General features: G+C 68.4%; 23 protein-coding genes. 8 read left to right on the top strand and 15 right to left on the bottom strand.

What is annotated here, in order from left to right:
* Positions 1–377 precede the first annotated feature (377 nt).
* Positions 378–1,484 (top strand): NAD(P)/FAD-dependent oxidoreductase, encoded by a 1,107-nt coding sequence (locus tag ASF57_RS19835; protein WP_056486516.1) that lies wholly within the window; start codon positions 378–380, stop codon positions 1,482–1,484.
* A 10-nt stretch (positions 1,485–1,494) separates the two neighbouring features.
* On the opposite strand, the gene ASF57_RS19840 is transcribed toward ASF57_RS19835, so the two are convergent.
* The 4 genes from ASF57_RS19840 to ASF57_RS25035 form a co-directional block, all read right to left on the bottom strand.
* The gene (locus ASF57_RS19840) at positions 1,495–1,920 is read right to left on the bottom strand and encodes a GFA family protein (RefSeq protein WP_056486519.1); all 426 of its coding nucleotides are present in this window, start codon (positions 1,918–1,920) and stop codon (positions 1,495–1,497) included.
* A 71-nt stretch (positions 1,921–1,991) separates the two neighbouring features.
* The gene (locus ASF57_RS19845) at positions 1,992–2,747 is read right to left on the bottom strand and encodes an FAD-binding oxidoreductase (protein WP_056486522.1); all 756 of its coding nucleotides are present in this window, start codon (positions 2,745–2,747) and stop codon (positions 1,992–1,994) included.
* Positions 2,707–3,312 (bottom strand): sulfite oxidase-like oxidoreductase, encoded by a 606-nt coding sequence (locus ASF57_RS19850; protein WP_056486524.1) that lies wholly within the window; start codon positions 3,310–3,312, stop codon positions 2,707–2,709. The genes ASF57_RS19845 and ASF57_RS19850 overlap by 41 nt, the downstream gene beginning before the upstream one ends.
* 76 nt (positions 3,313–3,388) lie before the next feature.
* The gene (locus ASF57_RS25035; RefSeq protein WP_082487210.1) at positions 3,389–3,553 is read right to left on the bottom strand and encodes a YqaE/Pmp3 family membrane protein; all 165 of its coding nucleotides are present in this window, start codon (positions 3,551–3,553) and stop codon (positions 3,389–3,391) included.
* 229 nt (positions 3,554–3,782) lie between these two features.
* Here ASF57_RS25035 and ASF57_RS19855 point away from each other — a divergent pair, with 229 nt between their 5' ends.
* Positions 3,783–4,520 (top strand): hypothetical protein, encoded by a 738-nt coding sequence (locus ASF57_RS19855; protein WP_056486734.1) that lies wholly within the window; start codon positions 3,783–3,785, stop codon positions 4,518–4,520.
* An 86-nt stretch (positions 4,521–4,606) separates the two neighbouring features.
* Here the strand turns inward: ASF57_RS19855 and ASF57_RS19860 are convergent, their stop codons facing one another.
* The 5 genes from ASF57_RS19860 to ASF57_RS19880 all read right to left on the bottom strand — a co-directional run bounded on the left by ASF57_RS19860 (position 4,607) and on the right by ASF57_RS19880 (position 12,031).
* Positions 4,607–5,893 (bottom strand): DUF4167 domain-containing protein, encoded by a 1,287-nt coding sequence (locus ASF57_RS19860; protein ID WP_056486527.1) that lies wholly within the window; start codon positions 5,891–5,893, stop codon positions 4,607–4,609.
* A gap of 391 nt (positions 5,894–6,284) precedes the next feature.
* Complete coding sequence (gene prmC / locus ASF57_RS19865; RefSeq protein WP_056486737.1) at positions 6,285–7,214, bottom strand: peptide chain release factor N(5)-glutamine methyltransferase; 930 nt, start codon at positions 7,212–7,214, stop codon at positions 6,285–6,287.
* Positions 7,215–7,296: 82 nt separating this feature from the next.
* Entirely contained in the window at positions 7,297–8,382 is a 1,086-nt protein-coding gene (gene prfA / locus ASF57_RS19870; RefSeq protein ID WP_056486531.1) for a peptide chain release factor 1, read from the bottom strand.
* Between the two features lie 81 nt (positions 8,383–8,463).
* Positions 8,464–10,728, bottom strand: coding sequence for a phosphoenolpyruvate--protein phosphotransferase (ptsP, locus tag ASF57_RS19875; protein WP_056486534.1), 2,265 nt, complete (start codon positions 10,726–10,728; stop codon positions 8,464–8,466).
* 67 nt (positions 10,729–10,795) lie between these two features.
* On the bottom strand, positions 10,796–12,031 hold the full coding sequence (locus ASF57_RS19880) for an aspartate kinase (protein WP_056486536.1): 1,236 nt from the start codon (positions 12,029–12,031) through the stop codon (positions 10,796–10,798).
* 259 nt (positions 12,032–12,290) lie between these two features.
* Here ASF57_RS19880 and ubiG point away from each other — a divergent pair, with 259 nt between their 5' ends.
* The 3 genes from ubiG (at position 12,291) to ASF57_RS19895 (ending at position 14,752) form a co-directional block, all read left to right on the top strand.
* Positions 12,291–13,037: a bifunctional 2-polyprenyl-6-hydroxyphenol methylase/3-demethylubiquinol 3-O-methyltransferase UbiG gene (ubiG, locus tag ASF57_RS19885; protein WP_056486539.1), complete on the top strand. Its 747-nt coding sequence runs from the start codon at positions 12,291–12,293 to the stop codon at positions 13,035–13,037.
* 50 nt (positions 13,038–13,087) lie between these two features.
* On the top strand, positions 13,088–13,666 hold the full coding sequence (locus ASF57_RS19890) for a YbhB/YbcL family Raf kinase inhibitor-like protein (protein ID WP_056486542.1): 579 nt from the start codon (positions 13,088–13,090) through the stop codon (positions 13,664–13,666).
* A gap of 111 nt (positions 13,667–13,777) precedes the next feature.
* Entirely contained in the window at positions 13,778–14,752 is a 975-nt protein-coding gene (locus tag ASF57_RS19895; RefSeq protein WP_056486545.1) for an NADPH:quinone oxidoreductase family protein, read from the top strand.
* A 351-nt stretch (positions 14,753–15,103) separates the two neighbouring features.
* Here ASF57_RS19895 and ASF57_RS19900 read toward each other — a convergent pair whose 3' ends face one another.
* From ASF57_RS19900 to ASF57_RS19910, 3 genes are all read right to left on the bottom strand, one after another.
* Entirely contained in the window at positions 15,104–16,117 is a 1,014-nt protein-coding gene (locus ASF57_RS19900; protein ID WP_056486548.1) for an adenosine kinase, read from the bottom strand.
* A 92-nt stretch (positions 16,118–16,209) separates the two neighbouring features.
* The gene (locus ASF57_RS19905) at positions 16,210–16,485 is read right to left on the bottom strand and encodes a hypothetical protein (protein WP_056486740.1); all 276 of its coding nucleotides are present in this window, start codon (positions 16,483–16,485) and stop codon (positions 16,210–16,212) included.
* Positions 16,486–16,756: 271 nt separating this feature from the next.
* The gene (locus ASF57_RS19910; protein ID WP_056486551.1) at positions 16,757–17,683 is read right to left on the bottom strand and encodes a protein-methionine-sulfoxide reductase heme-binding subunit MsrQ; all 927 of its coding nucleotides are present in this window, start codon (positions 17,681–17,683) and stop codon (positions 16,757–16,759) included.
* A 244-nt stretch (positions 17,684–17,927) separates the two neighbouring features.
* Between ASF57_RS19910 and ligA the strand changes: the two genes are divergently transcribed.
* Both ligA and ASF57_RS19920 read left to right on the top strand, forming a co-directional pair.
* Positions 17,928–20,381 (top strand): NAD-dependent DNA ligase LigA, encoded by a 2,454-nt coding sequence (ligA, locus tag ASF57_RS19915; protein WP_056486554.1) that lies wholly within the window; start codon positions 17,928–17,930, stop codon positions 20,379–20,381.
* Positions 20,382–20,469: 88 nt separating this feature from the next.
* On the top strand, positions 20,470–21,345 hold the full coding sequence (locus ASF57_RS19920; RefSeq protein WP_056188541.1) for a 3'-5' exonuclease: 876 nt from the start codon (positions 20,470–20,472) through the stop codon (positions 21,343–21,345).
* Positions 21,346–21,410: 65 nt separating this feature from the next.
* Here ASF57_RS19920 and ASF57_RS19925 read toward each other — a convergent pair whose 3' ends face one another.
* Positions 21,411–23,615 (bottom strand): 3-hydroxyacyl-CoA dehydrogenase NAD-binding domain-containing protein, encoded by a 2,205-nt coding sequence (locus ASF57_RS19925; RefSeq protein WP_056486557.1) that lies wholly within the window; start codon positions 23,613–23,615, stop codon positions 21,411–21,413.
* A 119-nt stretch (positions 23,616–23,734) separates the two neighbouring features.
* On the opposite strand from ASF57_RS19925, the gene ASF57_RS19930 reads away from it, so the two are divergent.
* Complete coding sequence (locus ASF57_RS19930; protein ID WP_056486743.1) at positions 23,735–24,535, top strand: EAL domain-containing protein; 801 nt, start codon at positions 23,735–23,737, stop codon at positions 24,533–24,535.
* Between the two features lie 89 nt (positions 24,536–24,624).
* Here the strand turns inward: ASF57_RS19930 and ASF57_RS19935 are convergent, their stop codons facing one another.
* Together ASF57_RS19935 and ASF57_RS19940 are read right to left on the bottom strand one after the other, a co-directional pair.
* On the bottom strand, positions 24,625–25,116 hold the full coding sequence (locus ASF57_RS19935; protein WP_056486560.1) for a hypothetical protein: 492 nt from the start codon (positions 25,114–25,116) through the stop codon (positions 24,625–24,627).
* Between the two features lie 173 nt (positions 25,117–25,289).
* The gene (locus ASF57_RS19940; protein WP_056486562.1) at positions 25,290–26,498 is read right to left on the bottom strand and encodes an acetyl-CoA C-acetyltransferase; all 1,209 of its coding nucleotides are present in this window, start codon (positions 26,496–26,498) and stop codon (positions 25,290–25,292) included.
* Positions 26,499–26,632 lie beyond the last annotated feature (134 nt).

Here is a 26,632-nt window from a genome sequence, read left to right on the forward strand (position 1 = left end):
GGGAGGGCTCGCGACAGGGCGCGATCATCTCCAAGCCGACGGGATTCCGACCTCGAACGGTTACGGATGGTTCGCCTTGTAGCGGGAACTGGGTCGCAGCGCCATGACCGTGCGTGCATGCCCGATGCTGGCTCCGCGCGCGTCGGCGCCCAAGCAGTCGCGCGCCTCGGTGCTCAAGGATTTGCCCGGCGGTCATCGATCGCGATCACCCGAGGGTAAATGGCCCGAGGGTATCTTGTGCGGAGCGGATCGATCGGGCACGTGAGAGCCGGTACGGACGATGGGTCGAGGGCCAGCGTTCCGCGCCCTGTCCTTGGCGTCGACATCGTTCTGGTGGACGTCTTTCCCGTCGATCTTCGCTTCATCGGCTGGCCGTGATGGAAATCCTTGTCGTCGGTGCCGGTATCGTAGGACTGGCCGTGGCCCGGGCTCTGGCGATCCGCGGCCATGCCGTGGTCGTGGCCGAGTCCGAGGCGTCGATCGGCACTGGCATCTCGGCCCGGAATTCCGAGGTGATCCACGGTGGGATGTACTATCCTCCCGGCTCGCTGCGGGCGCGGCATTGCGTGGCCGGGGCGGCGATGCTCATGGCCTTCTGCGAGAGCCACGGCGTGCCCTATCGGCGTTCCGGCAAGCTCATCGTCGCCACCGACGAGTCGGAGCGAGCGGCCATCGCCACGATCCGCGACCGCGGTGATGCCAACGGCGTTCCCGGTCTGGCACTGATCGACGGCGCCGAAGCCCGCGTCCTCGAACCGAATCTCGCCTGCGTCGCCGCCCTGCACGCGCCGGGCACCGGCATCGTCGACAGCCATGCCATGATGCTGGCCCTGCAGGGTGACCTGGAGGATGCCGGCGGGGCCGTCGCCTTCAACAGCCCTGTGACTCGAATTCTGCGGATTCCCGAAGGCTGGCGTGTGACCGTCGCCGGTGAGGATCTGGTGTTCGACGCGGTGATCAACGCGGCCGGACTTGGCGCCCAGGCACTTGCCCATCGGGTCGAGGGCTATCCCAAGGTACAGATCCCCCGTCAGGTTCTGGCGAAGGGCAGCTATTTCGGCTGCACCGGGCGACCGGCCTTCTCGCGCCTGATCTACCCGGCGCCCGTCGAGGGCGGCCTCGGCATCCACCTGACGCTCGATCTGGCCGGGCGCATGCGCTTCGGCCCCGACGTGGAATGGGTCGACCGCCTCGATTATGGGGTCGATCCCGCCCGCGCCCAGGCGTTCGCGCAGGCGATCCGACGCTACTGGCCGGGCCTTCCCGATGGGGTACTGACGCCGGATTACGCGGGCATCCGCCCGAAACTGACCGGACCCGGTGAGCCGGCCGCCGATTTCCGTATCGACGGCCCGGCCGAGCACGGATTTTCCGGCTTAGTCCATCTCTTCGGCATCGAGAGTCCGGGCCTGACCTCAAGCCTCTCCCTCGCGGAGGACGTGGCCGACCGTCTCGTCGGGGCCGAAAGCCGCCATCCCGTCTAAGGACTGGTGGCTAAGCCTCCGGGACGAAACGGAGCGTTCCGGCGCGGCGAGTCGTTCCGCCGGTGTCGCTCGGATGGTTCACGCCGTCGAAGACTGGCATTTCGGGAAAGTCGAATGGGCTGACTCCGTCGAGGCAGGCCACGTTGACGCCGTACTGGTGCGGGTTCGATCGGCGTTGATGATGCGTATAGATCCCGCAGCGTGAGCAGAAGAAGTGCTGCGCCGCGCCGGTGTTGAACCGATAGCGCGTCAGCAGGTCCGCCCCTTGCAGGATCTCGACGCCGCCGCCCTCAGCCGAGACCACAGCGGCCCCGCGCATCCGACAATACGAGCAGGTGCAGCGCCGGATTGTGCCAAAGCCGTCGCTCAGCGTCGCCGCGAAGCGAACGCCTCCGCAATGACATTGCCCGAAAAATCGATCCGACCCATCCGTCATGTTGATTCGATCCTCGACCGCCGGACGCGACCTACAACCGGTCTCGGCTGCCGGACAAGACCATCACGACTTCAGCTACCGAAGCGCTCGGTCCGGATCAGGCGCGGGTCCACTCCCGCATCGACGAGCAGGTCCGCCGTTCTCCCCACGAAGGCATTGCCGCCGCAGATGTAGATGTGACCGGGCTGTCCCAGCCGATGGAGCGCTTCGCCGATCATGTCAGCATCGACGCGCCGGCCGCCGGCGCGAGTCAGAGTCAGCATCAGCGCGAAATGCGGTTCGTCCCGGGCGCGTACGGCCAACTCCTCGGCGGCGATCGCCTCCCCCGCGTCGCGCACCGAGTAAAGCAAAAGGGACGGGACCTCGGGAGCCGCCGCCGCACGGTGGCGCAGCATTGCCAGCAGCGGCACCACGCCGGAACCGCCGCCGACCAGAAGGAGCGGTCCGCCATCCTCCGGCCGCCAGACGAAGGCGCCGCCGATCGGCCCGCGCAGCTCAATCGTGTCGCCGACCTCCGCCACCGTCTCGAAGAAACCCGAGACCTCGCCCTCGGGCAGCCCCTCGATCATCAACTCGATGGTGCCGTCCTGGCTCGGCGCCGAGGCGATCGAGTAGCTGCGCTGGGCTTGATAGCCATCCGGAGCGGTCAGGCGTACGTCCACATGCTGCCCGGCCAGCACCGGCCGATCAAAGGCGACCTGGAAGCGATAGCTCTTCACGCGCCCGGTGACGGGCCGGATGGCCGTGAGGGTCGCGGACTGCCAGGGGAGGGGGCGCGCGGTCGGCTCAATCACCGGTAAAGCGCTGCTCGCGCCAAGGATCGCCATACATGTGATAGCCGCGCAACTCCCAGAAGCCGCCCTCGTCGCGCTGGGTGAAGCGCAGGCCCTTCACCCACTTGGCGCTCTTCCAGAAATACAGGTGCGGAACCAGCAGACGCGCCGGGCCGCCGTGGTCAGCTGGGATTGGCGCCCCGTCGTAATGGGTCGCGACCATACCTTTGCCTCCGACGAGGTCCCCCACCGGAACGTTGGTGGTGTAGTCGTCGTAGCCCTCGGCCAGCAGGAAGGCTGTCGGCGCGGCGATGCCCGCATCGGCCAGAATGTCGTCGAAGCTGACGCCTTCCCAGGCCGTGTCGAACTTCGACCACTTCGTTACGCAGTGGATGTCGCCGCTCCAGCGTGTGCGCGGAAGGGCGGTGAACGCCTCCCAGGTCCAGGATTTCAGAGGGCGCGAACCCTCGCGCAAGGTGAAGGACCACGTGTCGAGATCGAGACGGGGATTCGGTCCGATCTGCAGGACCGGAAAATCCTCCGTGAGGTACTGCCCCGGGGGCAGGCGCTCCCGAGTTGCCTCCGGGGGCTTTCGCCCGGTGAAGCCGCGTGTGCTCATCCTGCCCTCGCCTCCATCGTTCCGCCGGCTTGGGTACCAACCCGGCGCTCAACCCTGGCGGACGGATACCATCGGCTCAGCGATCACGCAGCACCAGCCACAGGGCATGGATGGTGCCGGGCAGGACGCCCATCAGCGTGAGCAGAATGTTGAGCAGAAACTGCAGGCCGATGCCGGTGGTCATGAGGACCGCGATGGGCGGCAGGAAGATTGCGAGAATGATGCGGACGAGGTTCGACACGGTCGCTCCGAGAACAATGCGGTCGCAGGATCGCGGCCGCGACGGCCCAACCGGAACACGATCGCGGCGGACAGGTTCCCGCTGCGTTGGGACAAGGGCTGGTTTTCCGCCGCGCCGAATACGGATTGCTGCGGTGAATCATCTCCGTTGCTGATGTTCGGCCGGCTCTTCGCTATGCCGTGTGGAAACGCGGGCGATCCGCGTGCCGATCGCTTGGCTCGAGATCCCCGTGCTGGTCGAACTGTTTCATCTGCTCGTGACACCCGTTCCCCTGCGCCTTCGGCGGCTGGGATACCTGCGGGAGAGCGTGCTGCTGCTGTCGCGCGGCCGGCGCTGCCACGCTGCCTGGGCGTCCCATCTTGCGGCGTCCCGGGCCGCGATCCTGGACGCCTGCGCGGGCCTAGATCAGACCCGCATCGCTGTCGTTCTCGGGTCGGGGCTGCTCCAGGACGTGCCGATCGCGGATCTGGCCCGCCGCTTTCGTGAGGTCCACCTTGTCGATGCGGTGCATCTGTGGCCGGCGCGCCGCTTGGTCCGACCTTATCCCAACGTCCGGTTGATCACTGCCGACCTGAACGCCGAGCCGGGCCGGGTCGATCCGCTGCCGGCGCTCTGCGGTGGCGCCGAGGTCGACTTCGTGGTGTCCGCCAACCTCCTGTCGCAACTGCCGATCCTGCCGCTCGACCGGCCCGGCCTGTTGCCGCCCGATCTCGGCGGTCGCATTGTCCGGGCGCATCTCGAAGGCCTCGGGCGGTTGCGGGCACGCGTCTGCCTCCTCACTGACATCGAGCAGTTCGAGGAGGACCGGACCGGACGGATTACCGACCGGATCGATCTTCTGCACGGGGTGCGCCTCGATCCTCCCGACCGGGACTGGATCTGGGAGATCGCGCCCTTTGGCGAGGCCGCGCGCCATCACCGCCTGCGCCATCGGGTTCAGGCCTTCCTGAATTGGCGCACCGCCTGACACGGCGTGCCAGCCCAAACGCAAGAAGCCGCCCGATCGGGGCGGCTTCCTGTGAAGTTTGTCGAAGGTCGCGCGAACGCGCGGGTTTATTCGGTGACGGACGACGGATCGTCACCGCCGACGCCGCCCTCGGGGGCTTCAGAGCCCTCGAAGCGGGCGCGGCGGCGGCGGCGCGGCTTCGGGGTCGCGGGCGTCCCCTCGTCGGAACCGCCGGGGCCGGTACCAGTGTTCTGGGATTCTGCCGAGGCTGCCGGTTCGGCCGTCCGCTCGACGGCCAGAACGGGACGCGGCGGCGTCATCAGGAAGGCCGGCAGGGCGGCGACGTCCTCGGGATTACCGACCGGTTCACGCTCCTCGCGACGCCGGCTGCGACGCGGTGCGGCATCGTTCGTCCGGCTCGCCCGAGGCGTCTCCTCGCGGCTCGAACTCGGCCGAGCCGCGTCCTGGCCACCGAACTCCGATCGGTTGGCGTCCTGACGCGGGGCCTCGTTCACCGGCTGATCGGTTCGCCCGTTTTCGTAGCGAGGCGTTTCGGACCGGACCGGGGCAGGGCGGTTGAGATCCTGGCGCGGCTGATCCTGCCGGCCCGCATCCTGGCGCCCGTAATCCTGACGCGGATTGTCTTGGCGCACACCGTCCTGGCGGTTCTGATCCGGCCGGAAATCCTGTCGGTTGGAATCCTGTCGGTTGCCGTCCTGACGACCGAAATCGTCCCGTCGGTTGTCCTGCCGGTTGGAGTCCTGCCGATTGTTGTAGTCCGGCCGGTTGCCGTCGCGCGGGTTGTCGAAGCGCTGGGGGCGGTCGCCTCGATTGCTGAAGCGGTCGCGTCGGTTCTGCCGGTTGTTGTCCGAGCCGGAATCCGGCCGGTTGGAATCCTGTCGATTCGAGTCCTGGCGGTTCGCGTCTTGCCGGTTGGAATCCTGTCGATTGTAATCCTGGCGGTAATTCTCAGCCCGCGTCTCCTGTCGCGCCTCCGGCCGGCCCTCGTAGGCCTGCGGCTGAGGCTGCTGACCCGGATCGCCGTATTCCTCGTTGTAGGAATTGGCACCGTAGCTGGACGCAGCGTAGCCCTGCGGGGCGGCCTGACCCTCGTCGTCTCCCTCGTCGCCGTCGTCGTCGAAGCCGCGAGCGTAACCGCCCACCTGTTGACGGGTCTGTTCCTGAGCGCCCGAGATGATCCGGAAATAGTGTTCGCCGTGCTGGAAGTAGTTCTCCGCCGCCACCGGGTCGCCACTGGCCTGCGCGTCGCGGGCCAACTGGGCGTACTTGTCTGCGATGTGCTGGGCAGTACCGCGAATCTTGACGTCGGGGCCGTTCGATTCGTAGGAACGCGTAAGCGGATTGGGACCTTTGGGGCGGTTGCGACCGCGCATCCGTCTATTCTGGTTTGGTCTCATCGGTCTCGATTGACCCTCGTTCGTCTCGGAGCGTCTGATGATGCGGCGGGTTCTGGGCGGTCACGACACCGCCTGAGGCAGGCTCGTCGCTGGCGCCGCGTGATCCGGGTCCGATGTGTCCGTGATCGCTTTCGCCGTGCTTTGCCGTCTCTGTCCGTTGACCAAGGCCCGCTCTGAGCGTCCAGGCGTCCTTCGGTTTTCAGGCACGAAGTTGACCAAGCTCCAGCGCGTCGTCCCGCGCGCACCAGCCTGATCGTGGGGAGATCTTCTAAGGGTGTCGCAGACCGAAGCCACAACCCGCCTTACCTCAGTCCATCTTGATGGACCGTTCGCGATCTGCCGGCGAGACTAGCCGTTCGCCGAGAGGTCAACAAGCGTTTTTTGTCCTCCCGCCGGGTGAGACCTCAGTTTTTCCGATTTTCACACCCTCCCGGCCGGTTCTGACCGTCTCGTCAGGGGCGAAGGTCACCACCCGGGCATGTCCAGCGAGGTCGTAAGTGATCCGCCCAATCCCGAGCCCGGCCTCGCGACCGAGAGTGGCCACCGCGTCCGCCTGGTCGTAGCCGACCTCGAAAACAAGTGCGCCGCCGGCAGCGAGCCCGGCCGGGCCGTCCGTGAGCGCCGCGATGATCGACCGGTAGGCATCGAGCCCGTCCGCCCCCCCGTCAAGCGCCACAGCCGGATCATGCTCACGCACCTCGACGTCCAGGTCCTGGATCGTCGCGCTCGGGATGTAGGGCGGGTTGGAGACGACGAGGTCGAAGGAGCCCGCGAGGGCTGCTGTCCAATCCGCCACCACGAAGGCGGCGCGGGCACCGACGCCGTGCGCCTGCGCATTCGCGCGGGCCTGAAGCAGAGTCGCCTTCGAACGATCGACGCCGATGGCGGTGCTGTTGGGAAGCTCGTTGAGCAACGCCACGAGAATGCAGCCGGAGCCGGTGCCGAGATCGAGGAGACGCAGCGGCGTGCGGCGGTCGGGATGCAGCGCCAGGGCCGTTTCCACCAGGGTCTCGGTGTCGGCGCGGGGAACCAGTGTCTCGGGGGCGAGCCCGAAGGACAGGCCCCAGAACTCCCAGGCGCCGACGATCCGGGCCACCGGCTCGCCCCCGAGCCGGCGGGCCAGAGCAGCCGAGAGTTTGGCCGCATCGTCCGTTCCCAGGGGAGTCCGGCCCCTGAGGACGAGATCGGTCGAGGTCAGGCGCAGCACGTCGAGCAGGAGAAACCGGGCGTCGCTCGCCGCGATGCGTTGAGCGGTGAGCCGGTCGGTCATCACCCGCAGGGCCTCGGTCCGGCTCATGGCCGGATCGAATGGAGGCGCCTCGGCGTCGCCGACCCATTCCGGCGCGGCCCCGCCCGTCATCGGTCCGAAGCAACGGTCATCAGGCCATACCCTCGGCCGCCAGCAACTCGGCCTGATGCTCGGTGACGAGGGCGTCCACCAGTTCATCCAGGGCCTCGCCGGCCAGGACTTCCTCCAGCTTGTAGAGGGTCAGGTTGATGCGGTGATCGGTAACCCGGGCCTGGGGGAAATTGTAGGTGCGGATGCGCTCCGAGCGGTCGCCCGAGCCGACCTGCGACTTGCGGTCGGCGGCGCGAGCGCTGTCCTTGGCGGTCCGCTCGGCGTCGTAGAGCTTCGCGCGTAGCAGCGACATCGCGCGGGCCCGGTTCTTGTGCTGGGAGCGCTCCTCCTGGACGAAAATCACGATCCCGCTCGGAAGATGCGTGATGCGGATGGCCGATTCCGTTTTGTTGACGTGCTGGCCGCCGGCACCCTGCGACCGCATCGTATCGATCTTCAGATCCGCATCGTTGACGACGATGTCGACCTCCTCCGCCTCGGGCAGAACGGCCACGGTCGCTGCGGAGGTGTGGATGCGCCCCTGCGCTTCGGTGTCCGGCACCCGTTGGACCCGGTGGGCGCCGCTTTCGAACTTCAGGCGGGCGAACACGCCCTTGCCCTTCACCTCGGCGATGACCTCGCGATAGCCGCCGACGGTGCCCTCACTCTCCGAGATGACCTCGACCTTCCAGCCCTTCGCATCGGCATACTTGCCGTACATCCGGAACAGGTCACCGGCGAACAGGGCCGCCTCGTCCCCGCCGGTGCCGGCCCGGATTTCCAGGATGGCGCTCTTCTCGTCGGCGGAATCCTTCGGCAGCAGGATCAGCTGCAATGCCCTGTAGGCGGATTCCAATCCGGCCTCGGCCTCCGGCTTCTCGTCGGCGGCGAGCGCCCGCATCTCGGAATCGCCGCCGGGCTCGTCGATCAGCGCCTGGATGTCGGCCAGATTCCGCGCGGCGGCGCGATAGGCGTGGATCGCCGCGACGACGCCCTCCAGTTCGGACAACTCGCGTGACAATTGCACGAAGGTGTCGGAATCCGCCGAGCCGGCGCTCAGCGTGGCCGTCACGATGTCGTGGCGCGTCAGGATCGCGTCGAGGCGTTCTGCAGGAATAGGGGTCATCGCCCGTCGAAAACTCTCACCAGGAACAAGGGCTCGTCGGACCGGAAGCCAGATCGACGACGGGGTCGCGGCACGACCCAGTTAGATAGGAACCCCGTGCGCCTTCGCGAAGGCCGCCAGGGCTGGCCGCAGGGTGGCACCGTCGCCGGCCCGGGCCAGTTCGGTGTCGATCAGGTCGGAGACCGCGTTCACGTCGAGCCCCAGCACCATGGCCTTGACCGGGCCGATGGCGGCCGGAGACATCGAGAGGTGTCGGAAGCCGAGGCCGATCAGCGCCATGGCTTCCAGCGGGCGACCGCCGATCTCTCCGCACACGGTGGCCGGGCAGCCGGCCGCGGCCGCCCGCTCGGCGATGATCCGGAAGGCCCGCATGGCCGGGACGCTCAGGGTGTCGAAGCGGTCCGCGACGCGCCGGTTCTCGCGGTCGACCGCGAACAGGAACTGCATCAGGTCGTTGGACCCCACAGACAGGAAGTCCGCTGCCTTGGCGATCTCGTCGATCTGGAACAGCAGAGAGGGCACCTCCACCATCACGCCGAGCTTGCAGTCGCTCGGCAGGGCGTGGCCGTGGCGGCGCAGATGCGCCTTCTCGCGCTCGACGATGGCCTTGGCGCGGGTGAACTCGTCCACCGTTGCCACCATGGGAAACATGATCTTCAGCGGTCGGCCGCCCGAAGCCTTGAGCAGGGCGCGCAACTGAACCCGCAGCAGAGCCGGGCGGTCGAGGCCGATGCGAATCGCACGCCAGCCCAGGGCCGGATTCTCTTCCTCCAGAGCCGGCATGTAGGGCAGGATCTTGTCGCCGCCGATATCGAGGGTGCGAATGGTCACCGGAAGGTCACCGGTCGCGGCGAACACAGCTTCGTACAGCGTCTGCTGCTCGGCCGCCGACGGCATGCGTTGGGCCACCATGAACTGCAGCTCGGTGCGGAACAGGCCGATGCCGTCCGCGCCGGTCTCGTGCAGATGGGTCAGGTCGATCAGAAGGCCGGCATTGAGCTGCAGGCCGATCTTGGTGCCGTCGAGGGTGACGGCGGGCACGTCGCGCAGCGCCCGGTACTGCTCCTGCCGGCGGGCGCGGAGGCGCACCATCTCGGCATAGGCCGCCTCGATCTCGGGCCCCGGCCGGACCTGGATCTCGCCGGTGGCGCCGTCGACGATGATCGCGTCGCCGGCATCGCACAGGGCCGTGGCGTTGGCGATCTCACCGACCGCCGGAATGCCGAGCGCCCGGGCCACGATGGCGATGTGGCTGGTCGGGCCGCCTTCCTCCAGCACGACGCCCCGCAGGGCCGTGCGGTCGTAGTCGAGCAGGGCTGCCGGCCCCATCGAGCGGGCGACCAGGATCGCGTTCTCGGGCAGCACGCGCTGGACCCCGTTGCCCTCGGCACCGATCAGGGTGCGCAACAGGCGGTTGGCGAGGTCGTCGAGGTCGTGCAGCCGGTCGCGCAGGTACGGGTCGCTCTGGCGCATCATCCGGGCGCGGTTGTCCGACTGGACGCGCTCGACAGCGGCCTCGGCCGTGAGTCCGGAATGCACGGCCTCGCGCATCCGGCGCAGCCAGCCCTTGTCATGCGCGAACATGCGCACCGTCTCCAGCACCTCGCGCGATTCCCCCGTGCCGATGCTGTCGCCGCGTTCGACCAGGTCGTCGATGGCCGAGCGGACCTCGCCAATGGCAAGCTCCAGCCGCTCGACCTCGCGCTCGACATTCTCGGCGATGAGCTTCTTGATGACGATGCGTGGCTCATGCAGCACCACGTGCCCGAGGCCGATGCCATCGGCGAGCGCCACGCCGCGCTGGCTCACCGGCCGGCGCGCCGCCGAGCCCGCGCCCGGCGCCAGGGCCTGAAGCTCGCCCGAGGCGATCATCTCCGACAGCACCATGGCGGTGGTCTGGAGCGCTTCGATCTCCTCCTCGGAATAGACCCGGTAGGTCTTGTTCTGAACGACGAGGACGCCGAGCGTGTTGCCGGCGCGCAGGAGTGGCACGCCGAGGAAGGCGTGATAGGCCTCTTCACCCGTTTCCGGTCGATACGAGAAGGCCGGGTGCGACTGCGCGTCGGAGAGCGACAGCGGCTCGGCCGTCTTGGCGATGAGGCCGACGAGGCCCTCGTCCGCCCGCATCCGGGTCAGGTGGACCGCTTCGCGGTTCAGGCCCTCGGTGGCAAATAGTTCGAGAATATTGTCATCGCTGAGCACATAGACCGAGCACACCTCGGCGATCACGTTGGCGGCGATCAGCGTGACGATGCGGTCGAGGCGAGCCTGTGGGCTGACCGGCTCCGCCATCGCTTCGCGGAGGCGGCGCAGAAGCAGGCGCGGGCCTCCGGGCGCAGCGGGCATGGTCTCCTCGATCCGGCTTCGGCCGCGGGCTCCGGTCCGCGCGCAGGCGTGCGCGCGCTCCGGCTCGTCAGGCCTGGTCGAGGCCGTATAGCGAGTGGAGCGTGCGAACGGCAAGCTCCGTATAGGCGGCATCGATGAGGACGGAGAACTTGATCTCCGATGTGGTGATGGCCCGGATGTTGATGCCTTTTTCAGCCAGCGCCCTGAAAGCCTTGGCGGCGACGCCCGCGTGGCTGCGCATTCCGACGCCGATGGCCGAGACCTTCACCACGTCGGTGGCCCCCTCGATCTGGGCGAAGGCGATCACACCGCTCTGCGCGTCGAGGATCTTGCGGGCGCGATCGTAGTCGGCCGAGGGGACCGTGAAGGTCATGTCGGTGGTCGACTGATCGCCCGACACGGTCTGGATGATCATGTCGACGTTGATGTTGGCGTCCGCCAGGGGCCCGAAGATGGCGGCGGCGATGCCGGGGCTGTCCTTCACGCGACGAAGCGTGATCTGCGCCTCGTCCCGGGAGAAGGCGATCCCGGTGATGATCTGCTGTTCCACGATGTCGTCCTCGTCGCAGATGAGGGTGCCGGGCCGGGCATTGTCCGGCGGATCGAAGGAGGAGCGCACCGTGGTCGGCACGCGATGGACCATGGCGAGTTCGACGGAGCGGACCTGCAGGACCTTGGCGCCGAGCGACGCCATCTCGAGCATTTCCTCGAAGGTCACGCGCTCCATGCGCTTTGCCTTCTGCACCACGCGCGGATCGGTGGTATAGACGCCGTCGACGTCGGTATAGATGTCGCAGCGCTCGGCCCCGATGGCGGCCGCGATGGCGACAGCGCTGGTATCGGAGCCGCCGCGCCCCAGGGTGGTGACCCGGCCGGTGGCCTCGTTCATGCCCTGGAAGCCGGCGATGACCGCGACTTCGCCGCGCTGGAAACCCGCATTGAGGCGCGCGCCGTCGATGCCCTCGATGCGGGCCGAGCCGTGCGCGTCCGAAGTCAGGATCGGGATCTGCCAGCCCTGCCACGAGCGGGCCTGGATACCGATCTTCTGGAGAGCGATGGCCAGGAGCCCGGCGGTGACGAGTTCGCCCGAGGCCACCACGGCGTCGTACTCGGCCTCGTCGTAGATCGGATTGGCGTCCTTGACCCAGGCGACGAGCTCGTTGGTCTTGCCCGACATCGCAGAGACCACCACGGCGACCTCGTAGCCGGCTGCGACCTCGCGCGCCACGTGGGCGGCCACGTTGCGGATGCGCTCGACATTGGCGACGGACGTGCCGCCGAACTTCATCACCAGACGGGGCATGTTCTCACCAGATGGAGCCTGTCGCGTCCGCGACGCGTCGCAAGAGCCAGGGGTAGTGGCAAGAGCCAAGGATAGCGGCAGGAGCCAGGGAAAGCGCAACAGCCAGGGATTCGGCCGGTCTCGGGTCGAAATTTCCACGCCCCGTACGGCCTGCCGCGTCGCTTGGCTGCTGTACCGGACAGGGCTTCGGCGGGTACAAGGGCCGCCCGGGCGTGTCAATAAGGGGGTACGCCCACCCCGCACGAGACATGCCGAGACGATGACCGGACCCACAGGCGCCTCCATCGACCGCGACGAGGTCGCCCGCTTCGAGGCCATTGCGGCCACTTGGTGGGACGAGGCCGGCCCGATGCGGGTCCTGCACCGCTTCAACCCGGTCCGCCTCGCTTACGTGCGGGATGCCGCCGCCCGCCATTTCGGGCGCGACCCGAAGGCGCCTTTTCCCCTCGATGGCCTCGCCCTTGTGGATATCGGCTGCGGCGGCGGCGTCCTGTCCGAGCCGCTGGCGCGCCTCGGTGCAACGGTCACGGGCCTCGATCCGGCTCCCACCAACGTCAAGGTGGCCCAGGCCCACGCCGATGCCGAGGGCGTGCCGGTCGATTATCGGGCGCGCACCATCGAGGACGTGGTGGCCGGCGGCGAGCGCTTCGACATCGTGCTCGCCATGGAGGTGGTGGAGCACGTGGTCGATATGCCGGCCTTCGTGGCACAGGCGGCCTGCGCGGTGAAGCCGGGCGGCCTGCTGTTCGCCGCCACCATCAACAGGACGCTGCGGTCCTACGCCATGGCCATCGTGGGGGCGGAATACGTCCTCGGCTGGCTGCCGAAGGGCACCCACGACTGGGACAAATTCGTTCGGCCCGACGAACTCACCCGCGCCGTCGAGGCCGGCGGACTGCGCGTGACCGACACCACGGGCGTGGTCTTCAACCCGCTCGACGGCTCGTGGCGCCCGAGCCGGGACACCGCAGTCAACTACATGATCGCGGCGCAGCGCCCGGCCTGAACCTTCGGTCTGGCAAGGGGTTGGTCGGCGTATCCGCCGGGAGATCGCCGTTGCTCGAGAAAATTCCGCATGCCGTGGGCGCCGCTCTGTCTGGCCTTAAGGCCGGGCTGGACAGGACCGCCTACCGGACCCATTTCGCCGCGGCGCCGGAGGGCCTGACGCTCACCAGTCCCGCCTTCGACGACGGCGCTGCGATGCCGGCGCGCTTCACCGCGGACGGGGAAGGCACTTCGCCGCCGCTGGCCTTGACCGGCCTGCCAGCCGGCACTGCCCGCGTCGTGCTGCTCGTCGAGGATGCCGGAAGCCCGACGCCGAATCCCCTCGTCCACCTGATCGCCTGGGACCTCGATCCCGATGCGCCGCTGTCGGAAGGCGCGGCGAGCCAAGCCGGTTCGCGTCTCGCTCTCGGCAAGAATCTCGAACTTGGCAAGAACAGCTTTCTGAAATCCGGCTGGCTGCCGCCCGATCCGCCCACTGGCCACGGGGCGCACGTCTACCTGTTCCAGACCTATGCCCTCGACCGGGCGCTGGATCTGCCCGAGCATCCCGGCCGGGGTGCCTTGCTGGAGGCGATGGCGGGACGCGTGCTTGCCAAGGGCTGTCTGGTGGGAACCTACGAACGCCCCTGACGGCCGCAGTGCCTGCACTCTGCACTGCGGTGCCTGCACTTTGGACCGCAGTGCTTGCGCAGGCCGCCGTGTCGGTGCAAGCGCCGATGCGAACATCAGGGAGGTGTGGGCATGAAGGCGCTGCTGTGTACCCGACTCGGGGGACCTGAGGATCTGGAACTCGCCGATCTGCCGGACCCGGTGGCCGGTCCGGGCGAAGCCGTGATCCGCATCACGCTGGCGGCGCTCAACTTCTTCGACACTCTGATCATCGCCGGGCGCTATCAGGTGAAGCCTGAACTCCCGTTCTCTCCCGGCGGCGAGGCCTGCGGCGTGATCGAGGCTTTGGGCGAGGGGGCCGAGGACTTTTCGGTGGGCGACCGCGTCATCGTCCACCAGAAGTTCGGCACCTGCCGCGCGCGGATCGCCGTCGCCACCCGGCACCTCACCCCCGTGCCGGACGGCGTCTCGGACGAGCAGGCCGCTGGGCTGACCATCACCTACGGGACCTCGCTCCACGCCCTGCGCGACCGCGCCCGGCTTCAGCCCGGCGAGACCCTGGCGGTGCTCGGTGCCTCGGGCGGCGTCGGCCTCGCGGCAGTGGAACTCGGGGCGATCCTGGGCGCCCGCGTCATCGCCTGCGCGTCCTCGCCGGAGAAGCTCGCCGTGGCCGAGGCGCACGGCGCCACGATGGGCCTCGATTACGTCGCCGACAACCTGCGCGAGGGCCTGCGCCGCCTCACCGAGGGGGAGGGGGTCGACGTGATCTATGATCCCATCGGCGGCGACTACGCCGAACCTGCCCTGCGCTCGCTCGGCTGGAAGGGGCGCTACCTGGTGATCGGGTTCGCTGCCGGTGACATCCCCCGCATTCCCCTCAACCTTGCCCTCCTGAAGGGCATCGACATCCAGGGCGTGCACTGGGGCGTCTTCGTCGAGCGCGAGCCCGAGGCGCATCGGGCCAACCAGGAGCAGTTGCTGGCCTGGGTGGCGGAGGGACGCCTGACCGCCAAGGTCCACGGCGTCTATCCGCTCGCCGAATACGCCAAGGCCCTGGGCATCCTCAAGCGGCGCGAGGCCGTGGGCAAGGTGTTGCTGCGGATGTGAACGGCACGCCTCTTATTCGTCAGTTCTGGCGCCCGTAACTGTGCGACCCTACCCAGGGGGCCGCAGCGCGACGCGCGTCCCTCGATCTTTGACAGGGGGATCGCACAGGCTTGTTCCACGAGTCGGAAAGGCTCGAGGAGCACCCCGTCATTCCGGGGCCGCGCAGCGCAGCCCGGGACCCAGAAGCACTGGTGTTGCAAGGCTTTCCACGGTCGGCGGCTCTGGATAGCCCACCGTCGGCGTCTCTGAATTCCGGGTTCGCCTGCTGCGCCCCGGAATCACGCGCAGTTCAGACGCGGTCTTCTCCGTACCCAGTTGGAGCGAAGAGCCCGCACCTCGGCTTTCAGCCCCTCAGAGCAGGCCCTGGGCCTTGGCCAGCGCCACCAGGTCGTGCTGGGGCCGGGCGCCGATGTGCTGGATGACCTCGGCGGCAGCCAGCGCACCGAGGCGGGCGCTGGCGACGTGATCGAGGCCGCGGGCATGACCGGCAAGGAAGCCGGCGGCGAACAGGTCTCCGGCGCCGGTGGTGTCGACGAGTTCATGCACCGGGGAAGCGGGGACCGATTGCACGTCGCCGCCCTGGATTACCAGGGCGCCCTCGGCCGAGCGGGTGACGAGGCCAAGCAGGTCGTTGCCGCGCGCGGCGCTCTCGTCGCGCAATGCCCGGATCGCCGCATCGGCGTCCTCGGTCTCGTACAGGCTTTGCAATTCGGCCATGTTGGCGAACAGAATGTCGACGCTGCCGTCGCGGATCAGGCCCAGGAATTCCTTCCGGTAGCGTCCGACGCAGAAGGCATCCGACAGGGTGAGGGCTGCGGCGTTCCCGGCCTTGTGCGCGATGGTCACGGCCTTGCGGAACGCGTCCTTGGCGGCCGGCGGGTCCCACAGGTAGCCTTCGAGATAGACCACGCGGGCGGATGCCACCGTCGCCTCGTCAACATCGGCCGGGGACAGGCCCTGGCAGGCGCCCAGATAGGTGTTCATGGTGCGCTCGCCTTCCGGCGTCACCAGGATGAAGCAGCGGGCGGTGGCCGGCCCGTCGGTGGCGGCGGCGATCGGAAAGCGGACGCCCGTGGCCTTGAGGTCGTGGGCGAACAGGCCGCCGAGTTCATCGTCGCGGACCTTGCCGACGAAGCTCGTCCTAGCGCCCAGCATGGCGGCGCCCACCGCCGTGTTGGCGCCGGACCCACCCGACACGATGGTGGCCGGACCCATGGCGGCGAACAGGGACTCGGCCCGCGCCTCGTCGATCAGTTGCATCGCACCCTTGGGCACGCCCTGGGCCGCGAGGAAATCCTCATCGGTCTGGGCGATCAGGTCGACGATGGCATTGCCGAGGACGAGGAGGTCGAGGGATTCGGACATCGGGCCGTCCAGTCTGGCGTGCGGGATAAAAACTGCGTTGCGCTGTGGCATCGCCCCTCGCGGGGGTCAACCCGCGGTCCGACGCCAAGGGTTCACTGGAAAATCTTGACCTCGCACTGGGCGTACTCGTTGCTCGCCTTCACGTAGTTGGTCAGAGCCTGGATATAGGCCTCCAGCTTGGGTCGGAACGCGGCGATCTCGACGTTGTAGGCCTTGATCGCGTCATTGTAGCTGTAGGCTTCCCAGCCCGGGCATCCACCCTTTGCGTCCAGGCAAGGCGGCTTGGCGGGCAGCGTTGGCTTGACCGGACGCGTCGCGGTCGACGGGGCCTCCGGCAGCGTGCAGGCCGCCGAAGCCGCATCGCTCATCAGCAGGCACCCGAGCGCGAAAGCCCCGAGCGGGCCGCGGCCAATCCACTTGCGCATGCTAGGCGTTCCTTGCGTGTTGCTGGTTCGGTTCATGCCCGCGGGATGACGGGTCGACAAGCGCCACACTGGTAAACGCCTGAGCGCCGAGCCGACGCAACGCGTATCGGACCGGCTCGGCTTGTCATCGAGGGCATCCCGCTGGAACAGACCTGTCGCTGACGGGAATTTTCGATTGAAACGATCATCACGCAAAATTCCGGGTGCTCGGGGCTCAGCCGGCATGCACCGGCCGGCGCGCGGGCATCGCCGCGGCCGGCTCCGCGACCGGACCCGTAGCGGCCTTTCCGGATGCCCCCCGCCCCTTGCCGCCCAGGCCTACCCGCACCGCGTTGACCACCGGTACGCACAGCCCGAGGGCCAGTACCCACCAAGCCGGCCTGATGGTGTCCGGAACGTCGAGGTTGGCCGCAAGCACCAGGCTCGCTGGAATGCCGCTGGCCGCGCCGTACCAGGCTGCCTCGAGCAGGGCGGTGAGGAGAGCGACCGCCACGGCTAAGCCGAGCAACGTCAGCGGGTTGGTGGGCCACCGGAGCCGCTGCATGGCGCGATGGCCCATCAGCAACAGGAAGGCGCCGGTCCAGAACACCGGGTCGGAGACGTCGATCTTGGCCTGGAGATAATAGTGGATCAGGCCGAGGACAGCGATCGCGTAGACCATCCTGTGAAGGCGCGGCCAAGCCTTGCCGAGCCGGCGAATCATTCCGTCCGTCGAGGTGACGCCGAGCACCACGAGGCCGAGGAGCGCCACGAAGCCGATGGTCAGGTAGATCCGGGTCAGGATCTCCGTGACGACCTTGGTGAGCACGAAGTTCTGATCGACGACGTAGAGCATCAGGTGGATCAGCCCGTAGGCCAGCACGGTCAGCCCGAGCATGCGCCGCACCAGGATCAGCTTCGGCAGGTTCGCCACGCGCCGCAGGGGCGTCACCGCCAGCGACAGCATGAGGAATCGGACCGCCCATTCCCCGGTGCCGTGCAGCAGGGCGGTGATCGGCTTGGCCCCGAGCGCATCGGCCGCGTAGGCGCCCGCGAGCCAAAGGCCCGGCACCAGGGCGAACAGGAAGGTGGCGAGCTTCAGGCCGGAGACGCGACCGGCGCGGTCGCGCCAGGGCGCGGAGAAGGCGGGCGGGGCTGGCATGGCGATCCGGAATCGTTGATCGGTTGCGTGAAGAGATAGGGTCTGGGTGGACCCGGTGAGGCGGCGCGGCGTCGCAGGCAGGCAGGCGGGTCACGGCGATGCGACGGCACCAGGGACTCATTCGCCAGCGGCGCGCGCGGGTTACAGGCTGTGGAGGGCGGCGCGTCAGCCGGAACCTCTTCCCGTGCGGCGGCGGTTTCCGATTGCTATAAGCGCACCCCGCACCCGACCACGAAGCCGCTTCATGTCCGCAGACAACGCCGTCGACAGCCTCGAGACGATGACGCCGGAGGCGGCGCGGGCCGAGCACGCCGATCTCTCCGAGCGGATCGCTGAAGCTGACCGGCTCTATCACCAGGAGGACGCGCCCGAGATTACGGATGCGGAATACGACGCCCTGCGCCGGCGCCTGGAAACGATCGAGGCGCGGTTCCCGGATCTCGCCGGGACGGGTACTGCCAGCACATCGGTGGGTGCCAAGCCATCCGAGAAATTCGCCAAGGTCCGGCATGCCGTGCCGATGCTCTCGCTCGGCAACGCCTTCGCGGACGAGGAGGTGACCGACTTCGTCGCCCGCGTCCGGCGCTTCCTGAACTGGCCGGAGGCGGAGCCGCTGGCCTTTACGGCCGAGCCGAAGATCGACGGGCTCTCGCTCGCACTCCGCTATGAGGACGGGCGCCTCATCACCGCCGCGACCCGCGGCGACGGCGAGGTCGGCGAGGACGTCACCGCCAATGCCCGCACGGTGTCGGACATCCCGCAGCGGCTTGCAGGTCACGACGTGCCGCCGGTCTGCGAGGTGCGGGGCGAGGTCTACCTTTCGCACGCGGATTTCGCCGCCATCAACGCCCGCCAGGAAGCCGCCGGCAAGGCGCTGTTCGCCAACCCGCGCAACGCCGCGGCCGGATCGCTGCGGCAGCTCGACCCGGAGATCACCCGGTCGCGTCCGCTCAAGTTCTTCGCCTATGCGTGGGGCGAGGTGGTGCCGGCGCTTAACCGGACGCAGCACGGCGTGCTGGAGCGGTTCCGCACCTGGGGCCTGCCGGTCAACGACCGGACGAAGCTGTGCCCCGACGCAGAGGCGATGATCGCGCATTACCGCAGCATCGAGGCGGAGCGCGCCAGCCTCGGCTACGACATCGATGGCGTGGTCTACAAGGTCGACGACCTCGCGTTGCAGCGCCGCCTCGGCTTCGTCTCGCGCTCGCCGCGCTGGGCGCTCGCCCACAAGTTCGCGGCCCAGAAGGCGCTGACGGTGGTCGAGGACATCGAGATCAATGTCGGGCGTACCGGCTCCCTCAATCCGCTGGCGAAGCTCAGGCCGGTGACGGTGGGCGGTGTCGTGGTGTCGAACGCCACCCTGCACAACGAGGGCTACGTCCAGGGCGTCGGGGCCGACGGCGAGCCGATCCGCGACGGGCGCGACATCCGGGTCGGCGACACCGTCGTGGTGCAGCGCGCCGGCGACGTGATCCCGAAGGTCATGGACGTGGTGCTGGAGAAGCGCCCGCCCGATGCGAAGCCCTACGTCTTTCCAACCCGCTGCCCCGCCTGCGGCAGCCGGGCGGTGCGCGAGATCAACCCGCGCACGGGCAAGCCCGACGCCGTGCGACGCTGCACCGGCGGTCTGATCTGTCCCGCGCAGGGAGTGGAGCGCCTGAAGCACTTCGTCTCGCGCAACGGCTTCGACCTCGAGGGCTTCGGCCAGACCTATATCGAGGTTCTGTTCGAGGCCGGGCTGGTTCGCCAGCCGGCCGACCTGTTCCGCCTCGACTTCGAGCCTCTGAAGGCCGCCATCGTGGCCCGCCGCGAAGCCCTTTCGGCCGAGCGCCGGACGGAGGGCGCGCCGGCCCCGAAGAAGCCGACCAAGAAGAAGGGCGAGGAGGAGGACAAGGCGATCAAGAACCTCCTCGCCTCGGTGGAGGATCGCCGCAGCCTGCCGCTCAACCGATTTCTCTTCGCCCTAGGCATCCCGGACATCGGCGAATCCACCGCCAAGGCGCTGGCCAAACGGTTTTCCGACATGCCGGCGCTGATGGAGGGCGTCGCGGCTGCGAGCCACGATCAGGCCGGACCCGACTGGATCGAGCTGTCCGCGCTCTCGCGCATCGGGCCGACCACCCGCGACCGGCTCCTGGAATTCGGTTTTCCCCGCGACGGGACGGTGGTTGACGCGGTCGAGGGGGACGAGGCGCAGCCGCAAGGCCATGTCCGCCTCTCCGCCCCCCAGCGCGCCAGCCTTGTGACCCATTACGGCGACGCGGATGCCATCGCGGCGGGCTTGGCGCGGGCGGCCGGGCAGCGCCCCGGCGATGCGTATCGCCACTTCGCCGACGATGGCGAGATCGGCCCGGTGGCGACGGATTCGCTGATCGCTTTCTTCGCCGAGCCCCACAACGATGCGGCGGTCCGGGCCCTGCTCGCCGAAGTGAAGACCGAGCCGATGGCGGCCCCGGCCTCCGCCACGGCCTTCGCTGGCAAGACGGTGGTGTTCACCGGAAGCCTCGAACAGATGACCCGCTCCGAGGCGAAGGCCACCGCCGAGCGCCTGGGTGCCAAGGTCTCGGGTTCTGTCTCGGCCAAGACCGACCTCGTGGTGGCGGGTCCGGGCGCGGGTTCCAAGCTGAAGGACGCCCAGAAGCACGGCGTCGAGGTCATCAGCGAGGAGGCATGGCTGGCGCTCGTCGCCAGCGCTTGAGCCGGGAATTGCGGGCGCCTAGACTCCGGTGATCATCTTTCCGAGAGCCTGGCTGCGTTCGGCCGGGACAGGCCCCCGCGACCCCCGCATGACCGTCATCGCCATCGATTTCGAGACCGCCAACGAGCGGCGCGACAGCGCCTGTGCCGTTGGGCTCGCCTGGATCGCCGGCGGCCGGGTGGTGCGGCGGGAATCCCGCCTGATCCGTCCGCCGGAGCTGCGCTTCTCGCCCGGCAACATCCGGGTCCACGGAATCGTGCCGGCCGACGTGCGCCACCGGCCGGACTTCCCCACCGTGATGGCGGAGTTTTTGCCCGACCTCGCCTCCGGCCTGATCCTCGCGCACAATGCCGGATTCGACATGGGCGTGCTGCGCGCCTCGCTCGCGGCTTATGGCGTGCAGCCGCCGGCCTTCGCCTACCTCTGCACCCTGCAGATCGCCCGGCGGGTATTTCCGGCGGAGGAGGGCTGCGGCCTCGGCAAGGTGGCGGCGCGCCTCGGCATCCGCTTCGAGCACCACGATGCCGGCGAGGATGCCTATGCCTGTGCCGAGATCGCGCTTGCCGCCGCGCGGCAGACCGGCGCGCCGGACGTGCCCGCCCTGGCGCGGGCGATCCACCTGCCGATCACTCGGTTGCCGGAAGGGCCCGATGCGGCCGCGCGCGCCCCGAGCCGCCCGGGCTCGCTCACGGACCGCGCCCGGATGGCGGCGGGTGCGCGCTCCGCTTCGTCGCCCGGCCTGCACTTCGCGGTGCGCGGCAGCAGCGGCAACCGCTACGCCGTCACCCTCGAGGATCGCAGCACCGGGCCGCACCTGCGCTGTACCTGCATGGCCGGGCGCTACGGCACTCGCTGCCGCCACGTGAAGGCTCTGCTTGATGGCGACATCACCGACCTTCTGTCGAGCAACCACGACGACGTCGCAGTGCTGCGGGTTCGGATGACGGCAACTTCATCGGGGTGAGGCGCGGCGTCCGCCTCACCCGTCGTGGGGTCCGCCCGGAGACATGCCGGGCGGTAGTCTGCGGCCTACGCCGCCTTCTTCGCCGCCGCGTCGCCATAGAACGTGCCGCCCCGGGCGGCCATGTCCAGGAGGTTTTGCGGCACGGCGAAGCGCGGGCCGTGCTTGGCTTCCAGCCCCTGCGCCAGCGTCACGAAGGCCTGCGCGCCCATGAAGTCGATGTAGGACAGGGCGCCGCCGGTGAAGGGGGCGAAGCCGAAGCCCAAAATCGAGCCGACATCCGCTTCGCGCGGATCGGTGACTACGCCCTCGCCGACGGTGCGGGCGGCTTCCAGCGCTTGCACCACCAGCAGGCGCTGCTTCAGCTCCGTGAAATCCACCGCGTCGGGATCGACCTTGGTCGCCTGCAGGGCGGCGAGCCCGGGCCACAGGCGCTTCGGCGCGCCCTCGGGGTAATCGTAGAACCCCTTCTTGTTCTTGCGCCCCAATCGTCCCTCGCCCTCCACAAGGGTGGTGAGCAGCGCCTTCTGGGCCGGGTCGATGCTGCCGGCGCCGAGCTGCGCCTCCGTCGCCTTGACGATCTTCAGGGCGAGGTCGACCGCGACCTCGTCGGTCAGCGAGAGCGGTCCGACCGGCATACCCGCCTGGCGGCCGGCATTCTCGATCATTGCCGCCGGGATGCCCTCGTTGAGCATGGTGTGGCCCTCGAGCAGGTAGGCGCCGACGCACCGGTTGGCGAAGAAGCCGCGCGCGTCGTTGACGACGATCGGGGTCTTCTTGATCGCCCGGACGTAATCGAGGGCGGTGGCCAGCGCGGCGTCGCCGGTCTGGTCACCCTTGATGATCTCGACCAGCATCATCTTCTCCACCGGCGAGAAGAAATGGATGCCGACGAACTGCTCCGGCCGGGACGACGTCTTGGCAAGCCCGGTGATCGGCAGGGTCGAAGTGTTCGAGGCGAAGATCGTCTCCGGCCGGATCGCGGCCTCGACCTTGGCGATGACCTCGGCCTTGACCTTCGGGTCCTCGAACACTGCCTCGATAACGAGGTCGCAGGCGCCGAGATCCGCATAGTCGGCGCTGGTGCGGATGCGACCCAACAGGGCTTCGCGGTCGGCGGTCTTGGCCCGGCCCTTGTTGATCTGGTCGGTGACCAGCTTGTGGGCATAGGCCTTGCCCTTCTCGGCTGCCTCGATCGACTGGTCGACGAGCACCACCTCCATCCCGGCATTGGCGGAGACATAGGCGACGCCCGCGCCCATGAAGCCGGCGCCGACGACGCCGACGGTCTTCACCACCGTGGCGGGCACGTCCTTCGGGCGGCGCGCGCCCTTGTTCAATTCACCCATCGAGAGGAACAGCGTGCGGATCATCGCCGCCGCTTCCTTGGTGCGCAGAATATGGGCGAAGTAGCGGCTCTCGACGCGCAGGGCCTGATCCATCGGCAGCTGCAAGCCCTCGTAGACCGAGGCCAGGATCGCCTTCGCGGCTGGGTAGTTGTCGTGCGTCTCGCGCCGATAGATGGCGTTGGCCGGGGGCCAGATCATCATGCCGGCCGGCGAGTAGACCTTGCCGGAGGGCGCCTTGAACTTCGGCTGGTCCCAGGGGGCCACGGCCGAGCCACCGGCGGCGATCCAGGCCTTGGCCCTGGCGACGATCTCGTCCCTGGGCGCGACCTCCTGCGCGAGGCCCATGTTCTTGGCCATCGCGGGGCGGATCTGCTCGCCCTTGAACAGCATCTGCAGGGCGTCCCCGGTCTGCATCAGGCGGGCCACCCGCTGGGTGCCGCCGCCGCCCGGGAACAACCCGACCTTGATTTCCGGCAGGCCGACGCGGGTCTTCGGGTCGTCCGAGAGCACGCGGTGATGGCAGGCCAATGCCAGTTCGAAAGCGCCGCCGAGACAGATGCCGTTCACCGCCGCTGCGAAGGGCTTGCCGCAGGTTTCCAGCTTTCGGAATACCAAAGTGAGCTTGCGCGACTCGTCGAAGAAGTGGCGCATCGCCGCCTCCTCGCCACGTTCGGCCTTCAGCGCCTCGTAGGCGCGGCCGAGGCCCTGCAGCATCGTCAGGTCGGCGCCGCCCGAGAAGTTGTCCTTGCCCGAGACGATGACGCAGCCCTTGATGGCGGCATCCGCCACCACGGCGTCGATGATCTGACCCAATTCATCCATTACCGCGTCGGTGAAGACGTTCATGGAGCGGCCCGGCATGTCCCAGGTCGCCAGCGCGATCCCATCGGCATCGGTTTCGAGACGGAAATTGGTGAGATTCATCGCTGATCCTCGGATTCGTGACCGGTGGGCGGCTTTGGCTTGCGCGCTTAAGCCAATGTCAAAACTTGCGGATGCATGCCGAATTGCCGGGGGGCATGCTGCTGGGACAGGACAAGACCATGACCGCTCGGATCGGCTGCAAGGGCTGCAGCGAAGGAGCCGAACTCGACTTCACCTTTACCATGGCGTTCCAGCCGATCCTCGACCTCGCCGAACAGCGCGTCTGGGGCTACGAGGCCCTGGTGCGTGGCGCGGGCGGAGAATCCGCCGCCTCGATTCTCGGGCGGGTGACGCCCGAGACCGTCTACCGCTTCGATCAGGCGGCGCGGGTGAAGGCGATCGAGCTGGCCGGGCGTCTGTTCCCGGCCGACGACGCGACCCGGCTGTCGATCAACTTCATGCCGAACGCGGTCTACGAGCCGGCGGCCTGCATTCGTTCGTCCCTGGAGGCGGCGCGCAAGGCCGGCTTCGCCCATGACCGGATCATGTTCGAGTTCACCGAGAACGAGAAGTTCCGCGACACCGCCCATGTCACCCGCATCGTGGCGGAGTACCGCCGCCAGGGCTTCCTGACCGCCCTGGATGATTTCGGCGCCGGCTTCGCCGGGCTGAACCTGCTGGCGAATTTTCAGCCCGACCTGATCAAGATCGACATGGACCTCCTGCGCGGGATCGACAGCGATCACCGCCGCCAGATCATCGTGGCGGGCATCATCGGCATCGCCCGCTCGCTGGGCATTGCGGTGATCGCCGAGGGTGTCGAGACGGCGGCCGAACTCGACACCCTGCGGAGCCTCGGTGCGAATCTGTTCCAGGGCTACCATTTCGCCAAGCCCCATCTCGAAGCGCTGCCGCAGGTGTCCGGCTTCCCGGTGGCAAGCACCCCGAGACCCGCTTTGCAATGCCCGGTTTGGCAATGACCGGTTTGGCAATGACCGGCTCTTCCGGGGGCGGGCTCCCCCGCGCGCAAGTGGCTTGAGCCGGCCATCGGGACGCCCGCCTTTCCGCCTCAGCGCGCCGGCATCGGCATCGGCGCGCCCGGCGCACCGGTGCCTTGCGAATCTCCGGCCGACGCGATCGCCAGCATGTTGAGGAGCTTCGTGACCGAAGCCTGCGAGACCGCCGTCACGGTGGAGGCCGGATCGGCGTTCACCGCCTGAAACTTCTGGTAGGTCTTGTCGCCGTAGATCTCGGAGAGATGCTTCAACTCGTCGAGGCTGAACTTCTCCGCATAGGCCTTCGACAGGCCATCGAGCATGGTCTCGCGCTGCTTATCGAACTCGGCGCGGATCTCCTTGCGGACCGCCTCGGCCTTGTCTTCCTTCATCGGCGCCACGGTCTTTTCGAGGGCCGCCGAGAAGCCGACCTCCAGGTTCTTGAGCGTGGTCTTCTGAACCAGGTCCTTGGCAGCGGCGACCCGATCGGCCGCATCATCGGCGCGGGCGGCGATCGGCAGGCACAGGGCCGTGGTCAGGCAGAGGGTGGCGAGCAGGCGCGTCATCGTGGCGTGTCCTCGGAATTTCTCGGAAGCTTCTTGCTTGTGAGCCCATCGTCGAGCGACGGCGGGCGCCGCCGTCTAACCCACTTGGCCCCCCTTGGGGAGGCGACTCCCGCATCCGCGTGGTCACGGCCCGGTGTTCGCCAAACCCGCCGCATCCCGGATCGCCGCCCCGCTCACACCCGTTCGATGATGGTCGCGGTGCCCATGCCGGCGCCGATGCAAAGCGTGACCAGGGCGCGCTCCTTGCCGGTGCGCTCCAGTTCGTCGAGGACGGTGCCGAGGATCATGGCGCCGGTGGCGCCCAGCGGATGGCCCATCGCGATGGCGCCGCCGCAGACATTGATCCGTGCCGGATCGACATCGAAGGCCTGCTGGAAGCGCAGCACCACTGCGGCGAAGGCCTCATTGACCTCGAACAGGTCGATGTCGGACAGGCTCATGCCGGCGCGGGCCAGGACCTTCCTGGTCACGTCCACCGGCCCCGTGAGCATCAGGGCGGGGTCCGAGCCGATATTGGCGAAGGCGCGGATGCGGGCGCGGGGCTTCAGGCCAGCCGCGCTGCCGGCCTCGGCCGAGCCGATCAGCACCGCGGCCGCGCCATCGACGATGCCGGACGAATTACCGGCGTGGTGGACGTGGTTGACGGTCTCGACATCGGGATGCGCATCGACCGCGACCGCGTCGAAGCCGCCCATCTGTCCCATCTGGACGAAGGACGCCTTGAGCTGGCCGAGAGACTGCATGTCGGTCGAGGGCCGCATGTGCTCGTCGGTGGCGAGCAAGGTGATGCCGTTGATGTCGCGCACCGGCACCACGGCATCGGCGAAGCGGCCCTCGGCCCAGGAGGCGGCGGAGCGCTTCTGCGACTCGACCGCGTAGGCGTCGCAATCGTCCCGGCTGAAACCGTATTTCGAGGCGATGAGATCGGCCGACACGCCCTGGGGCATGAACCACGACTTGATCGCGATGGCGGGATCCACCGGCCAGGCGCCGCCAGAGGCACCGAGGCCGACGCGGCTCATGGATTCGACACCGCCGCCGATGGTCATGTCGTGCTGCCCGGCCATGACCTGCGCGGCGGCGAAGTTCACCGCGTCGAGGCCCGAGGCGCAGAACCGGTTGATCTGCACTCCCGGAACGTGATCGCCGTAATCGGCCACCAGGGCGGCCGCGCGGGCGATGTCGCCGCCGGCCTCACCCACGGGATCGACGCAGCCCAGGATTACGTCGTCGACGCGCCGGGTGTCGAGATCGTTGCGCTCCTTGAGCGCCCGCAGGGCCACTTCGGCGAGGCGCAGGGCGGTCACCTCGTGCAGCGAGCCATCGGGCTTGCCGCGTCCCCGGGGGGTGCGGACGTGATCGTAGATGAAGGCCTCGGGCATGCGCGCTTCCCTCTGGGTCGCTCCGATCGGGCGACGGCATTCAAAATCGTTCTCGTATCTCCGTCATTCCGGGGCCGCGAAGCGGAACCCGGAATCCAGAGCCGCAAACAGATCCAAGGTTTGCCGCGTCGGCG

Source organism: Methylobacterium sp. Leaf117 (genome assembly GCF_001422985.1).
In the GTDB taxonomy this organism is placed as follows: Bacteria; Pseudomonadota; Alphaproteobacteria; order Rhizobiales; family Beijerinckiaceae; genus Methylobacterium.